Genomic DNA, 13,176 nt, shown 5'->3' with positions numbered 1-13,176 from the left:
CAGAGCGCCAGCCTCAGCAAGCCCCGATCCGAGATCGGGGCTTTTTCATGCCCAAAAGGCGCCCCGCCCTTCTGGCGTGCGTCAGCCTTGTCGCACCCACTCAGGCGGGGCCTGCCCCGGCGCAGCGCGCCGTGCCATAATGCGACAAACACAAGGACAGACAGGCACTTGGGAGCCTTGCCATGCACCACACCTCAAGACAGACACTGCTCGACTGGGTCAGACGCGGCCGCCTCGCGCCGGAGCGGCTGCCAGCCGCCCTCGCGCTGCTGGAACTGCCCCCCAGCGCGCAGCGCTGGCAGTGGCTGTTCGACCGGCTGCTGCTCTGGCTCGGCAGCCTCTGCCTCGGCGCCGGACTGGTGTTCTTCGTCGCCTTCAACTGGCAGGAGCTCGGTCGCCTGTCCCGCCTCGCCCTGCTGGAGCTGCCCCTGCTCGCCATGCTGGTGCTGCTGTGGAAGCGGCCCATGACGGGGGGGGCGCGCCAGGCCCTGCTGCTGGCCATCGCCCTCAATATCGGTGCCCTGCTGGCCCTGGTGGGTCAGACCTACCAGACCGGCGCCGATCCCTGGCAGCTGTTCGCCACCTGGGCCCTGTTGCTCGTCCCCCTGGCGGCGCTCGGCACCAGCCCACTGCTCTGGACCCTCTGCTGGCTGCTCGGCCAGCTCGCCCTGGTGCTCTACTGGCGCCTCGGCCTGTTCGACTTTTTCTTCGCCTTCGACGAGGAGGCCCTCGGCTGGAGCCTCTCCCTGTTCAACCTCGCCCTCTGGGGTGCCCTCATCCCGGTGCCCGCCCGTTGGGGGCTGATGCCCTCCTGGCTGGCGGGGCTGGCCGCCGGCCTTGGCATCACGCTGCTGGCCCTGCTGGCCCTGTTCGATGCCGCCTCCCCCTGGGTCTGGCCCCTCTGGCTCGGCTGGCTCGCTGCCGCCTACCTGCGCTGGCATGGGCGCTTCATCGCCGGCCTCGCCATGGGGTGCCTGAGCCTCATCGCCGTCATCCTGGCGGCGCTCGGCAAGTGGATGGAGCCAGACATCAACGGCTTCCTGCTGCTGAGCCTCATCGCCATCGGGCTCTCGGTCGCGGCCAGCCGCTGGTTGCAACAACAAAGGAGGCTCCATGGCTGAGTTCACTTGGCACCCCTTTCGCCCCACCCATGAGGCGTCGGGCACGCCAGATGCCATCACCCCGGAGGAGACATCATGGCCGAACTGACCCCCTGGCAGCGGCTGCAGGCCGTCCAGCTCGTCGAGGGGGACGCCCCCAGAGATGAACAACCCCACTGGTCGAGCCGTTTCCTGCTCGGCGTGGTGGGCTGGCTTGCCGCCCTCTTCCTGCTGTTCTTCCTCTTCATGGCGCTGGAGTCCTGGATCCAGGAGGCCAATCACGCCCTCGCCACCGGCGCCGTGCTCATGATGGCCGCCCTTGGCCTCAACCGCAGCACCCGGCACGGCCCCCAGGCCAGCGATCTGCGGGATCAGTTCGTGCTAGCACTGGCGCTGGCGGCGGATGCCTGGCTGCTCTATGGCCTGCTGGACAGGCTGGATCTGGACTCGACCCCCCTCTGGTTCGGCCTCACCCTGCTCGCGCTGGTGATCGCCGCCCTGTTCGAGCACTGGCTGGTGCGGCTGTTCCACAGCTTCGCCGCCGCCATCCTGCTCGCCCTGGGGCTCTCCTGCCTCGGCCTGCAACTGCTGGCCCTGCCGCTGGTGATGGCCGCCCTCGCCGCCTGCTGGCTGCAGGCCGAGCACGACCCCAGGCGCCATCAGCTCTACGAGTCCCTGACCCTGGGGCTGGCCCTCTCCCTGCTGGTGTTGGGCCGCCTGCATCACCCGCTCTGGGACGGCGGCGCCAGCGTGCTCGACGAGCTCGGCGGCTCCCGCCTGCCCCTCTGGCTCAATCCCCTGCTCTGCGCCGCCCTGCTGCTCGGGGTCATGGTGCGGCTCAAGCTGCCCCTGCTCTATGCCCTGCCGCTGGTGCTCATCAGCGCCATCATCCCCGGCATGGGGGCCGGCGCCCTGGTGCTGGTGCTCGGCTTCTATGGCGGGAGCCTCGGGCTCATGACCCTGGCGGGCCTGCTGCTGCTGGGCTTTGGCTCCCTTTATTACTACGATCTGGGGCTCACCCTGATGACCAAGTCCTGGCTGCTGCTGGGATCGGGGGTTTTGTTGCTCGGCGCCCGCCAGCTGTTGAAACGGCTCGGTGCGAGGAAAACATCGTGAAAAAGTTAAACATCGAGATGAGACATCACACACCCACCCGCAGGAGCCCGGCATGAAGCGTCTCGCACTGCTACTGACCGGCCTCGCCATCCTGGCGGGCATCAACCTCAGCGTCTGGCGCTTCGAGCGCGCCATGGCGAGCGGAGAGGTGGTCTTGCTGGCCCTGGCGCCAGTCGATCCCCGCTCCCTGATGCAGGGGGACTATATGCGCCTGAACTATGCGCTGGCCCGCGAACTGGTGGGGCTGGAACGGGACAAAGCGGCGGCCGTCGATACCCTGGTCATCCGCCTCGACGAACATCAGGTAGCCCACTGGGTGGAGGGGGGCAAGCCGGACGCGCTGGGGGCCGATGAACGCCTGCTGCGGGTGCGCAAGCAGGAGAGCCAGTGGCGCATCGGGCCGGACGCCTACTTCTTCGAGGAGGGGGCGGGGGAGCCGTTCGAGGCGGCCCGCTACGGGGAGTTCAGGCTGCAGGCCGACGGCTCCACCCTGCTGGTGGGACTGCGGGACGAGGCCTTCAAGCCCATAGGCCCCAACCGGGCGGCCTGGTAGGCCGTCCGAACTTGCGCCCCCTGCCCACCGACAGGGGGCGCCGCCCCTTCGCTCCCGCCATTTCTCTCTGCATCCCCCTTCATCGGCCTCCCTCCGTCGCCACCAGCCGTTGCCGTCACCCCACCTCCCCCTCCATAACGGGTGGCGAAAGCCCGGGACTTGGCAACACTTGATGGGGATACCCCGCATCAGGATGGTCTGGATGAGAACAGCAACCTCAGTGGTCATGGGCGCAGCACAGCTCCTGCTCCCCCTATCGCTCCTGCTCGGCCAGGCCCAGGCCAGCCCGGCCCTCGGCCAGCTGCACTACCTCACCGAGGAGTACAAACCCTATAACTTCAGCGATGAGAAGGGGGCCCCCACCGGCCTCGCCGTCGAGCTGCTGCAACTGGTGTGGCAGAAGACCAATACCCCGCCCCAGCCCATCACCATGCTGCCCTGGGCCAGGGGCTACTACCTGCTGACCCAGAAACCCAACGCCGTGCTCTTCTCCACCGCCCGCACCGAGGCCCGCAGCCCCTTGTTCAAGTGGGCCTGCCCCATCGGCTACGCCGAGATCGTGCTGATGGGGCTCGCCGGGCGGGACATCAAGATCCGCAAGCTGGAGGATGCCCAGGGCTACACCATAGGCGCGGTGCGCACCGACGTGGGGGAGCAGCTTTTGCTCAACAATGGCTTCGACGAGCAGAAGATCATGAGTGCCAACCGCCTCTCCCAGGCCCTGCGCATGCTCACCTCGGGTCGGGTCGATCTCGTCTCCACCAACAGAACCACCATGCAGGATCTGATCGCCGCCCAGCAGCTGGATCCCGCCCAGTTCACCGTGAGCTGGGTGCTGAGTTCGGAGCAGTTCTGCTACGCCTTCAGCCACCCGGTGGACGATGCCCTGGTCAAGGAGTTCCAGCACGGTCTGACCCAGGTGCTGGCGAGCAGCGACTTCCGGCAGTTGCAGGCCAAATACTTCCCCCTCCCCTAGCCCCCGACGCCGGGCTGCCATGTCGCACCCAATTAGCCCGAAAGTGGCACCCACGGGAGCGGGTTCGGCCGTTCGTCTGCCCACGCACGCAACAGCCCCCAACGAGAAGCCATCAGCCAAGGGAAAGGGGCAGCTGTCCCGCCCGGCGCCTGTCGGCCATCACGGGGTGCAATCGGCAAAAGAAGGAAGCATGGACGGCGTATGGGCAGCGGAAGCTGGACGCATAGCGTTGCAGCCCCGGGCGGCAGGCGGCGCCGAGAGAGTGCGGGCAGGGCGGGAATGCCGGCAAGGGCTCGGGTTGAAGGAATGGTGAAGAGAGTGAGGGAGCGTGCAAGGCGGGCGGCCAAGTGATAGGCCCGGGCCCGCAGCCACCGAGGATCATGGCACCCGACGGCCATGCCGCCCCCATGCTTAATCCCCCATCATTTGACCCGCATCAACCGGTGGCTGATGGCCCCCACGGGGAGCTCGATGGCCTGGGAGGGCTGCATCTCGTCCACCAGGCGCAGCATGGCCCCGTCGTAGCCCTTGCCCACCATCCACTGCATGGGCTCCTCGAAGCTTCCCTCGTTGACGATGAAGGTGTCGGTGTGGGTGTCGTGCAAGATGCTGACCACCCAGATCCGCTGCTGGAACTCCATCAGATCGGCGGCTTTCGCCACCAGGGCGCGCACCGCGCCCATCACGCCATTTGCCATGTTCGAGATTGCCTGTGATGAAAAGATGAGCATCCTAGCACCCGGTTCGACCGGGCAACCATGCGCAGGGTCAAGCCGGGGCGATCGCCCTGGCCCGCCCACCGGAGTTATTGGGCTCATATTGAGCCCATTTATATGCCTCAGCCCTTAGCGCCTCAGCCCTGTGCGCGGCGCATCCGCTTGACCGCATACATGCTCGCGTCCGCCAGGCGCAGGGCCTCCTCGATGCCGGTGTCGGCGGGATTGACCGCCACCACCCCCACGCTGGCCCCCGGGTAGTGCAGGGTCTGGGCAGGGAGCGGCAACTGCAGCACGCTCTGCTCGAACAGGCGGCGCTGGAAGCGCAGCACCGCCAGCTCCTGCGCCTCCTCCTGCGGCAGCGGGCCCATGCCCACCACCACGAACTCGTCCCCGCCGACCCGCGCCAGCAGATCGCCGCTGCGAAGGGCCGACCCCAGCCGCTCTGCCACCATGGTGAGCAGCTGATCCCCCGCCTCGTGGCCATGGGTATCGTTGATCTGCTTGAAGCCGTCGAGATCGATAAAGGCAACCAGCACCGGATGGCCGGCCCGCGCCGACAGGGAGAACAGCAGCGGCAGTTCCAGCATGAGGGCGCGGCGGTTGAGCTGCCCGGTCAGGGGATCGCTCAGGGCCTGGCGCGACAGCTCCTGGTTCGCCTGCTGCAGCTGCACCAGCAACTGCTCCCGCTCCACGTGCTCGGCGATGAGGCGCGCGAAGAAGGAGATGAGCTGCTCGGAACCCGGCACGCAGGGTTTCTGGTTGCCGCTAGCGGCGCAAAGTGTGCCATAAAGGGAGCCGGACGGCGTGCGCACCGGGCTGCTCAGGTAGGTGCGAATACCGAGGGCTCTGGCGGCATCGGAATCCCCCCAGCAGTCGGCGACATCATCGGTATACATGCGTCCCTCGTCCATGGCGCGCCGGCACAGGGTATCACTCCAGTCCACGCTGATCCCCTCCGGGATCTGCAGCTCGGCCGCGTTGCGGGCGAAGCGGATACTCTGTTTGCCCTCCCCCAGAGCGATCTCGGTGAGGTAGGTCGACTCCAGCCCGGTCACCGCTTCCAGCATCTCCAGCAGCGGCCGGGTCAGGCTCTCCAGATCCCGCGCTGCCGTGACCTGTACAGACAGGGCCTGCAATATCTTGTCCATGCATATCTCCAGCTTGCATGCTCTCCGTGCACACCTTACCCAAGCCGGGCATGGGCCGACAAGCGGGAGCAGGCGCCAACCCGGCAAAATTCAGCCCTTTTCACACTTTGGCGAGCCGCCTGCCTGGCACGCCCCCGGCTTCTGACCCAGACGCAGCCATAACTTTGAACCAGCGCAAATATTCATTCATTTCTGATGGTTAACTCATCAAAGCCATGGATAAGACCGAGATGGCTCCGTAAGATGGGGGCGAACTCCTGTCCCAATACGACGGGCGACGGTTCACGACGCACTCTGGCAGTCAGCGCCTGGCGGCAGCGTCCCTGACGGATGCCAGCCCGGCATCCCGCGCCCCGGCGAGGGACGAGGACTTCGTCCTCGATGGGTGTTCACTGCCAGTAATCCGGGCCTTGCCTCAAGTCTCCGGTGTGATCCCCTCTCCCCTGCGGGAGAGGGTGAGGGGTCGCTAACCTCTTTTGGCATGGCTACGCCTGTAGGGTCGATTAGCGCAGCGTAATCGTCCGCGATAACGATCCCTCTCCCCTTGCGGGAGAGGGTCAGGGTGAGGGGTCACTAGCCTCTTTTGGCACGGTTTCATCGCGTGGGATACGAGGACGCCGTCCTCGACGGGGTTTCGCCACCGTTTGTTCGCCCTCCTGCGTCGGGTTCCCTCGGCTCACCTCGGCGAACAACAGGGGGGCAACACCCAACCCGCAGCCTCGAGGTTAGTTAACTGCATCGGGCTATGCCTATTCGACGACGTGATCGGGAAAATAGTTGTCTCTCACCCGATATACTACCCCTATCGGGAAATACCATTATATTAATGGCTCGATAGCTATCATCATGCATCTATAAAAATTTATCTATACAGAGCAATCATCGATGAGCAATTCTGAAGTTAAACTAGAGTCAAAATTCGGTCTATTTATCAAGAAAACCACGCCTGTTTTTTTACTCGGTCACATATATTTATTTTACTTAATCTTCACATATAACATGTCTACATATGCGGTTCAGATACATATCATTAACTATCTTTTTATTATATCCTGGCCATTAATAAACATTATTGCCGCATTGGCTTTATTAGTTACCATGCGCTGGAAGTATTTTTTCATCAATACAATCCTTTGTGTCATAGCTATCTTGTCACCTATGTATTTGTCTCTCTATTTTAGGTGGTGAGCTATAGAGATGATTGGCGAATTGTTACTACAAAACTAAATGGTACTGCGCCGCTGCACGGCTGGGTGAGTGGCCTTGTAAAGACCTTGCCTTTGGCAAATAACACCAAAGGTCATATCCCCGTGTGTTCACCTTCCTACATCGAGGGTATTCGGCTTACCCGTTTGACCAACGTATATCTAAACCTAACAACGAGGCTTTATGAAGTATTTATTAATTTTTATTTTTCCATTATTTATAAATACAGTACTTGCTGAGGAACCGAGTCAAGAAAATATCAATTCAAAGGTGATTGGTGAGGCTATTGGTGATTTGGACAAAGATGGTTTAGATGAGAAAGCTATTGTCCTGGATACTGGGTTGGACGGTGAAATAGGAACACAAAGAACACTCCTTATATATAAAAAGAAGCAAAATAAATGGGACTTATGGCACTCTTCGCAAGGTCCCGTACTAGACAGTGCTCATGGTGGCATGATGGGGGATCCATTCGTGGGTATTGAAATAAAACGAGGAACCATTGTAATTGACCATTTTGGAGGCAGTAATAGAAAATGGAATTACACACATAGATACCGTTTTAACGGTAAAGAATGGAACCTTATTGGTGCCACGATAAATTATGGAGCACCATGCGAAGGTTTTTTTGAGTTCGACTTTAATGTAGTGACGGGAAAGGCCATTTATAAAACATATGAAGAGGGGTGCACTGATGAAGAGGTTTCATCAAACTTTAAAAATGACCAAAAAGAGATCTCTATCCCCGTTACTAAACCTATCAAAATGGATGGATTCCATCCAGGTTCAAACAAGCAGGATATAAAAGGAATCAGCGGAGAAGTTTATTACTAAATATGAAAACCTACGTCACATGCTTTGCCGTACTATTCATAGGTATCCGAAGCACTACCATGCTGCTCAAGCAGATCTGATGACTTATTTTTTGTAAATGTGGTGGCAATCAAATAAATTCTCATTTGAATTCGCTTGGCTACTTGTATTAGACTGCGAGCCTCTCAGCTGAGGCGACTCGAATGGAACATTACGTCAGTTTAATCGTGACTTGATGAACAGTCACAGCTCTGCTGTAAAACGGTGTTTCACAGATAATAGCAGGAGTAGTTATGCGTTTGTTGGCTTGGTTAGTTGTATGCATCTCCCTCACGGGATGCGCAACGATAACCTCGAGAATGGGAGAAGATTCAACCTGGGGTCACCCTTACTCCAGTGTTCAAACCGCGACTGATAATGGCGCAGAATGCATGGTCGCATCCATGTTGACGGCCCCCCCCTTACTGTTATTCACTATCCCTCTGACATTAGTGGACATGGGAAGCGCGCTGGTTGTCGATACTGTTATGCTACCCGTAGATCTGACAGTTACCCCTAGCGATCCTCAGCTTAAGACCCCTCGCCCGCAGGTTTGCAGCTACGAATACAAAATTTAAACGTAAGTCAGGACAAGTAGAGCTCACGTGATATCGACTTGTGTGGCAGCACTACACCACAAGCAACACCCAATAAAAAACCGCAGCCCGAGGGCTGCGGTTTTTTATTGGATTAACCTGTTGGCTCTCACAGAGCAACCGGCCTTAGGCACGGCGCCAGCTGGTTTTGCCGGCGCTATCTTCCAGCACGATGCCCATCTCGGTGAGACGGTTACGGGCGGCATCGGCGGCGGCCCAGTTCTTGTCGGCGCGGGCCTGGTTGCGCTGGGCGATCAGTTGCTCGATCTCGGCCACTTCGTCGTCCGCTTCATCGCCCTTGAGGAAGGCGTCCGGATCCTGCTGCAGGATGCCGAGCACGGCGCCGAGCTCCCGCAGGCGGGCACCCAGGCCAGCGGCCACGTTCAGATCTTCGGCCTTCTGGCGGTTGATCTCGCGCACCAGGTCGAACAGAGCGGAGTAGGCTTCCGGGGTGTTGAAGTCGTCGTCCATCGCCTCCTTGAAGCGGGCCACCTGCTCCTCACCACCGGCGGCGGGGGCCGCCGGCAGGTCGCGCAATGCGGTATACATGCGCTCAAGCGCGGCGCGGGCCTGCTTCAGGTTGTCTTCCGAGTAGTTGAGCTGGCTGCGGTAGTGGCCAGACATCAGGAAGTAACGGACGGTCTCGGCGTCGTAGTGGGCCAGCACGTCGCGGATGGTGAAGAAGTTGCCGAGGGATTTGGACATCTTCTCCTTGTCCACCATCACCATGCCGCTGTGCATCCAGGTGTTGACGTAGTCGCCACCGTGGGCGCAGCAGGACTGGGCGATCTCGTTCTCGTGGTGCGGGAACTGCAGATCCGAGCCGCCGCCGTGGATGTCGAAGTGGTTGCCAAGGTGCTTGGAGTTCATGGCGGAGCACTCGATGTGCCAGCCGGGACGACCCGGGCCCCAGGGGCTGTCCCAGGTCGGCTCGCCGGGCTTGGACATCTTCCACAGCACGAAGTCGAGCGGGTTGCGCTTGGCATCCACCACGTCGACCCGGGCGCCGGCCTGCAGCTGCTCCAGATCCTGCCCCGAGAGCTTGCCGTAGTCGGCGAAGGACTCGACGATGAACATGACGTCACCGTTGTCCGCCACGTAGGCGTGCTCTTTGGCGAGCAGGGTCTCCACCAGATCGATGATCTCATGGATGTGCTGGGTGGCGCGCGGCTCGATGTCAGGGCGCACCATGCCGAGGGCGTCGAAATCCTGATGCATGTCGCCGATCAGACGCTCGGTCAGATCGTCGCAGGTAACGTGCGTCTCGGCGGCACGCTTGATGATCTTGTCGTCCACGTCGGTGACGTTGCGCACATAGTTCAGCTCATAGCCGCTGTAGCGCAGGTAACGGGCCACCACGTCGAAGGCGACGAAGGTGCGACCGTGGCCGATATGGCAGTGATCGTAGATGGTGACCCCACACACATACATGCCCACCTTGCCCGGGTGGATAGGTTTGAATTCTTCTTTTTGACGAGTGAGTGTGTTGTAGATCTTCAGCATCTTATGACCACTGCCTGTGAGTAAAATGGTCTGACATTCTAACTGCATCCGGGGGAGAAAACGAGGCGCAAAACGGGTTGGATCCGGCCTGAATGGCCTCTGTGCGCCACATTGGCATCACGCCAGCGCTATGCCGGGCGCCCTTGTTGGGCTAGAATTGCCACCACTTTATGCCATAACCCATGCAACAGCTGCGAGCCGACTCGCGCTCGCATATCAATGAAAGGACATATCATGGTTACTCTGCACACCAACCACGGCGACATCACCCTGACCCTGAACGCCGAGAAAGCCCCGGAAACCGTGGCCAACTTCCTGCAATACTGCCGTGACGGTCACTACGACAACACCATCTTCCACCGCGTCATCGACGGCTTCATGATCCAGGGCGGCGGCTATGCCCCTGGCTTCGAAGAGAAAGAGACCCGCGCCTCCATCAAGAACGAAGCGGCCAACGGCCTGTCCAACAAGGTAGGCACCATCGCCATGGCCCGCACCATGGAGCCGCACTCCGCCAGCGCCCAGTTCTTCATCAACGTGAACAACAACGACTTCCTCGACTTCAAGTCCGCCACCACCCAGGGCTTCGGCTACTGCGTATTCGGTGAAGTGACCGCCGGCATGGACGTGGTCAACAAGATCAAGGGCGTGAAGACCGGCAACTACGGCCGCATGCACCAGGACGTGCCGACCGAAGACGTCGTCATCACCAAGGTGACCCTTGCTGACTGATTGCTGCCACCTCGGCACTGACACAACTGCGGCCCCGGCCGCAGTTTTTCCATCTGCACTGGCATCCCGTGCAGACGGGGGCCCGAACTGGCGCCGCTTCGACTATCTGGCCCAGGGCAACCCGCGCCAACGCTCGGCCCATGCTCTGCTCACGTCGGGGCTCTGGGGCGAGCTGGCAGCTCAGTGCCAGGATCTCGCGCTGGTGAGCACTGTGGCCATCGGGCTCGACCAGCCCGGCAGCGATCTCGATATCCTCTGCCAGCACAGGAATCCCGCCGCCTTCGCCGAGCGCCTGGGCAGGCGAGGCTGGCGACTGAGAGACAAAGGCCGGCAGATCTGGCTCGCCGAGCAGACCCTGGCAGGCCCGGACGGGCACAGCTGGCCGGTGGAGCTCTATATCACCACGGACCCCGTCCAGACGCGCCATGGCTGGCGCCACCTCAGCCTGATGGCGGCCCTGCTCGAGCGCTTCGGCCACGACTTCTATCTCGCCGTGCTTCACCTTCGCCAGGGCGCCGGTCTCAAGGGCGAGGCCGCCATCTGCCGGTTGCTGGACCTGCCCGGCGACCCCTACCAGGCGCTGCTGACCCTGGAAGACAGAGATCTGGGCCGGCTCTTCTGGCCACCGGCCCCCTTCGCCCACCCCTCTCGCGCCGAGGACCACTCCTTACCATGACGCTCAGGACCCCATGAACACCCTCTTCATCAGTGACATTCATTTAAGCCAGGGCAGACCCGATATGACCGCCGCCCTGGTGCGCTTTCTCGAGCAGGACGCTCCCGGCGCCGATGCCCTCTACGTACTCGGGGATCTGTTCGAATTCTGGGTGGGAGACGATGATCCCAACCCCCTCCACAACCAGGTCGCGGATGCCTTTTTCGCCCTGAGCCAGCAGGGGGTGCCCCTCTACTTCATCCACGGCAACCGTGACTTCCTGCTGGGCAAACAGTTTGCCAAGCGCGCCGGCATGACGCTGCTCGGGGACCCTTGCGTCATCGACCTCTACGGGGAGCGGGTGCTGCTGAGCCACGGGGATCTGCTCTGCACCCTGGATCTGGACTATCAGAAGTTTCGCCGCATCACCCAGCTCAGGTGGTTGCGCTGGCTCTTCCTGCGCCTGCCCCTCGGTCGTCGTCAGCGCATCGCCTGCAAGCTGAGAGGTCAGAGCCAGATGGAGAATGCCGGCAAGCAGCAGACCATCATGGACGTCACCCCGGCGGCGGTGGACGACATGCTGCGCGCCCATGATTGCGCCCTGATGATCCACGGTCACACCCACAGGCCCGCCATCCACGACTTCAAGCTGGATGGCAAACGGGCGCGGCGCATCGTGCTGGGGGACTGGTTCGAGCAGGGCTCCATCCTGGTGTGCTCCCCCGCCAGGCAGCGACTCGAGACCCGTTTACTGGGCTGAGTGGTACGGATCCGCCGGGGATGGTTCTCATATGACCATTTCTGACCAACCCGAGTCCCTGGCGGGATACATTCCAATCCACTGCGTATACTCTAGGTCTCTCACATAGCGAGGATAGAGTGATGGGATTTATTACCTGGATTGTATTGGGACTGATCGTCGGCATTCTGGCCAAATGGATCATGCCGGGCAAGGATGGTGGTGGTTTCTTCATGACGGTGATCCTGGGCGTGATCGGTGCCATGGTGGGGGGCTACGTCAGTACCCTGCTCGGCATGGGTGACGTCACCGGTTTCAACCTGCCGAGCATCATCATCGCCACCGTCGGCGCCCTGATCGTGCTGTTTATCTACAACAAGGTACGCAGCTGACAGGCCCCTCTCCCCTGGCATCCCCAGTGCGCGCCCTCGCGGGCAAAGATCCGAAACCCAGCGTTTCGGATTTTTTATGGGCGCACGGCGCCAGCATGATGCCGTGACCCATCCGGCTTATGCAAACAGATCCATCAGCAGATAGGTACCGGGCTGTCGTTGATGCCGATCGATGAGCGGCACCAACCGCCGGAAATGCTCGGTGGCACAATGAGCATCCAGCGCATCCCTGTCGGGCCACACCTCCACGAACACGAAGTGCCCGGGATCTTTCTGATCGACGCAGAGCTCATAAGAGATGCACAGCGGCTCCGCCCTGGTCTTCTCCACCAGCTCCCGATAAAGGGGCTCGACCTCCTCGATGCGATTCAGCTTGATAAAATCCTGCGCGATGACTCTCAGCATGAATAACCCGTCCCTTGTTCAGCCTGGCGATAGATCCAGGAGGCCGACTCTAGCCCACTCCGCCACCCGACGCTAACACTTTGAACCTCATGGGGATCTGGCTTGCTCGGCGGCTTCTCTGGATAGACCGAGGCAACCCCCACTGGGATGTATGGCCGAGTCAGCCACCGACATGAGGGGGATCTGGGCTAAACTCAGCGTTATCTTGTCCGGTTCGCCCCCGTGTTCAACAGGCCGCCGGGCAAGCGAGCTGTAGAGGACAAGGTCATGAAAAACTGGAAGATTTGCCTGATAGGGATACAACTCATGCTGGCTGGTTGCGCCTCCTCCGGTGGCAGCGCTCCCCCGACCGGAGATGGCGGCAGCAACGGTGGCGGTGGCATGGGAAATGGCGGCGGCAGTTACCTGATCACCCCCTCTGAAGCCCCCTAGTGCTCTTTGCTATGCCACTGACATAAGAACGACGAGCGCCGGCAGTTGGCCG

At 61.1% G+C, this 13,176-nt stretch carries 15 protein-coding genes; 11 read left to right on the top strand and 4 right to left on the bottom strand.

Annotated features, from left to right (window positions below; translation table 11 throughout):
* Window positions 1-182 precede the first annotated feature (182 nt).
* The 4 genes from ACRCYW_RS04605 to ACRCYW_RS04590 all read left to right on the top strand — a co-directional run bounded on the left by ACRCYW_RS04605 (window position 183) and on the right by ACRCYW_RS04590 (window position 3,745).
* Window positions 183-1,121 carry a DUF2157 domain-containing protein gene (locus tag ACRCYW_RS04605; protein ID WP_438548972.1) on the top strand — a complete coding sequence of 313 codons (939 nt, stop codon included), beginning with the start codon at window positions 183-185 and terminating at the stop codon, window positions 1,119-1,121.
* Between the two features lie 75 nt (window positions 1,122-1,196).
* Window positions 1,197-2,216 (top strand): DUF4401 domain-containing protein, encoded by a 1,020-nt coding sequence (locus tag ACRCYW_RS04600; protein WP_438548971.1) that lies wholly within the window; start codon window positions 1,197-1,199, stop codon window positions 2,214-2,216.
* Window positions 2,217-2,268: 52 nt separating this feature from the next.
* Window positions 2,269-2,769, top strand: coding sequence for a GDYXXLXY domain-containing protein (locus ACRCYW_RS04595; protein ID WP_438548970.1), 501 nt, complete (start codon window positions 2,269-2,271; stop codon window positions 2,767-2,769).
* A 226-nt stretch (window positions 2,770-2,995) separates the two neighbouring features.
* The gene (locus ACRCYW_RS04590; protein ID WP_438549030.1) at window positions 2,996-3,745 is read left to right on the top strand and encodes a substrate-binding periplasmic protein; all 750 of its coding nucleotides are present in this window, start codon (window positions 2,996-2,998) and stop codon (window positions 3,743-3,745) included.
* A gap of 422 nt (window positions 3,746-4,167) precedes the next feature.
* Here ACRCYW_RS04590 and ACRCYW_RS04585 read toward each other — a convergent pair whose 3' ends face one another.
* Window positions 4,168-4,443, bottom strand: a complete 276-nt coding sequence (locus ACRCYW_RS04585; RefSeq protein ID WP_438548969.1) for a hypothetical protein — start codon at window positions 4,441-4,443, stop codon at window positions 4,168-4,170.
* Window positions 4,444-4,598: 155 nt separating this feature from the next.
* Complete coding sequence (locus ACRCYW_RS04580; RefSeq protein WP_438548968.1) at window positions 4,599-5,612, bottom strand: GGDEF domain-containing protein; 1,014 nt, start codon at window positions 5,610-5,612, stop codon at window positions 4,599-4,601.
* Between the two features lie 1,389 nt (window positions 5,613-7,001).
* Here ACRCYW_RS04580 and ACRCYW_RS04575 point away from each other — a divergent pair.
* Both ACRCYW_RS04575 and ACRCYW_RS04570 read left to right on the top strand, forming a co-directional pair.
* The gene (locus tag ACRCYW_RS04575) at window positions 7,002-7,652 is read left to right on the top strand and encodes a hypothetical protein (protein WP_438548967.1); all 651 of its coding nucleotides are present in this window, start codon (window positions 7,002-7,004) and stop codon (window positions 7,650-7,652) included.
* Window positions 7,653-7,924: 272 nt separating this feature from the next.
* Window positions 7,925-8,248 carry a YceK/YidQ family lipoprotein gene (locus tag ACRCYW_RS04570; RefSeq protein WP_438548966.1) on the top strand — a complete coding sequence of 108 codons (324 nt, stop codon included), beginning with the start codon at window positions 7,925-7,927 and terminating at the stop codon, window positions 8,246-8,248.
* A 144-nt stretch (window positions 8,249-8,392) separates the two neighbouring features.
* Here ACRCYW_RS04570 and cysS read toward each other — a convergent pair whose 3' ends face one another.
* A complete protein-coding gene (gene cysS / locus ACRCYW_RS04565; RefSeq protein ID WP_438548965.1) occupies window positions 8,393-9,769 on the bottom strand; it encodes a cysteine--tRNA ligase in 1,377 nt (458 codons plus the stop codon).
* 234 nt (window positions 9,770-10,003) lie between these two features.
* Here cysS and ACRCYW_RS04560 point away from each other — a divergent pair, with 234 nt between their 5' ends.
* The 4 genes from ACRCYW_RS04560 to ACRCYW_RS04545 all read left to right on the top strand — a co-directional run bounded on the left by ACRCYW_RS04560 (window position 10,004) and on the right by ACRCYW_RS04545 (window position 12,287).
* The gene (locus tag ACRCYW_RS04560) at window positions 10,004-10,501 is read left to right on the top strand and encodes a peptidylprolyl isomerase (protein ID WP_438548964.1); all 498 of its coding nucleotides are present in this window, start codon (window positions 10,004-10,006) and stop codon (window positions 10,499-10,501) included.
* The gene (locus tag ACRCYW_RS04555) at window positions 10,491-11,177 is read left to right on the top strand and encodes a DUF4269 domain-containing protein (protein ID WP_438548963.1); all 687 of its coding nucleotides are present in this window, start codon (window positions 10,491-10,493) and stop codon (window positions 11,175-11,177) included. The genes ACRCYW_RS04560 and ACRCYW_RS04555 overlap by 11 nt, the downstream gene beginning before the upstream one ends.
* A 13-nt stretch (window positions 11,178-11,190) precedes the next feature.
* Entirely contained in the window at window positions 11,191-11,916 is a 726-nt protein-coding gene (gene lpxH, locus ACRCYW_RS04550) for a UDP-2,3-diacylglucosamine diphosphatase (protein ID WP_438548962.1), read from the top strand.
* 122 nt (window positions 11,917-12,038) lie between these two features.
* Window positions 12,039-12,287 carry a GlsB/YeaQ/YmgE family stress response membrane protein gene (locus ACRCYW_RS04545; protein WP_349918414.1) on the top strand — a complete coding sequence of 83 codons (249 nt, stop codon included), beginning with the start codon at window positions 12,039-12,041 and terminating at the stop codon, window positions 12,285-12,287.
* A gap of 117 nt (window positions 12,288-12,404) precedes the next feature.
* Here the strand turns inward: ACRCYW_RS04545 and ACRCYW_RS04540 are convergent, their stop codons facing one another.
* On the bottom strand, window positions 12,405-12,692 hold the full coding sequence (locus ACRCYW_RS04540) for a putative quinol monooxygenase (protein ID WP_438548961.1): 288 nt from the start codon (window positions 12,690-12,692) through the stop codon (window positions 12,405-12,407).
* A gap of 306 nt (window positions 12,693-12,998) precedes the next feature.
* Between ACRCYW_RS04540 and ACRCYW_RS04535 the strand changes: the two genes are divergently transcribed.
* Window positions 12,999-13,124 (top strand): hypothetical protein, encoded by a 126-nt coding sequence (locus tag ACRCYW_RS04535; protein WP_438548960.1) that lies wholly within the window; start codon window positions 12,999-13,001, stop codon window positions 13,122-13,124.
* Window positions 13,125-13,176: the final 52 nt, after the last annotated feature.

This window comes from Aeromonas sp. (assembly GCF_051657805.1).
GTDB lineage: Bacteria > Pseudomonadota > Gammaproteobacteria > Enterobacterales > Aeromonadaceae > Aeromonas.
Note: the sequence above shows the minus strand (reverse complement) of the source record. Positions and strands in the feature narration are given on the sequence as shown.

Bases quoted from the DNA above. Each gene is read 5' to 3' on its own strand.
- ACRCYW_RS04590 (WP_438549030.1), top strand. From the start codon at position 2,996: ATGGGCGCAGCACAGCTCCTGCTCCCCCTATCGCTCCTGCTCGGCCAG.
- ACRCYW_RS04535 (WP_438548960.1), top strand. From the start codon at position 12,999: ATGCTGGCTGGTTGCGCCTCCTCCGGTGGCAGCGCTCCCCCGACCGGA.
- ACRCYW_RS04595 (WP_438548970.1), top strand. From the start codon at position 2,269: ATGAAGCGTCTCGCACTGCTACTGACCGGCCTCGCCATCCTGGCGGGC.
- ACRCYW_RS04585 (WP_438548969.1), bottom strand. From the start codon at position 4,443: ATGGCAAATGGCGTGATGGGCGCGGTGCGCGCCCTGGTGGCGAAAGCC.
- ACRCYW_RS04600 (WP_438548971.1), top strand. From the start codon at position 1,197: ATGGCCGAACTGACCCCCTGGCAGCGGCTGCAGGCCGTCCAGCTCGTC.
- ACRCYW_RS04540 (WP_438548961.1), bottom strand. From the start codon at position 12,692: ATGCTGAGAGTCATCGCGCAGGATTTTATCAAGCTGAATCGCATCGAG.
- lpxH (WP_438548962.1), top strand. From the start codon at position 11,191: ATGAACACCCTCTTCATCAGTGACATTCATTTAAGCCAGGGCAGACCC.
- ACRCYW_RS04580 (WP_438548968.1), bottom strand. From the start codon at position 5,612: ATGGACAAGATATTGCAGGCCCTGTCTGTACAGGTCACGGCAGCGCGG.
- ACRCYW_RS04570 (WP_438548966.1), top strand. From the start codon at position 7,925: ATGCGTTTGTTGGCTTGGTTAGTTGTATGCATCTCCCTCACGGGATGC.
- ACRCYW_RS04560 (WP_438548964.1), top strand. From the start codon at position 10,004: ATGGTTACTCTGCACACCAACCACGGCGACATCACCCTGACCCTGAAC.
- ACRCYW_RS04605 (WP_438548972.1), top strand. From the start codon at position 183: ATGCACCACACCTCAAGACAGACACTGCTCGACTGGGTCAGACGCGGC.
- ACRCYW_RS04575 (WP_438548967.1), top strand. From the start codon at position 7,002: ATGAAGTATTTATTAATTTTTATTTTTCCATTATTTATAAATACAGTA.
- ACRCYW_RS04545 (WP_349918414.1), top strand. From the start codon at position 12,039: ATGGGATTTATTACCTGGATTGTATTGGGACTGATCGTCGGCATTCTG.
- cysS (WP_438548965.1), bottom strand. From the start codon at position 9,769: ATGCTGAAGATCTACAACACACTCACTCGTCAAAAAGAAGAATTCAAA.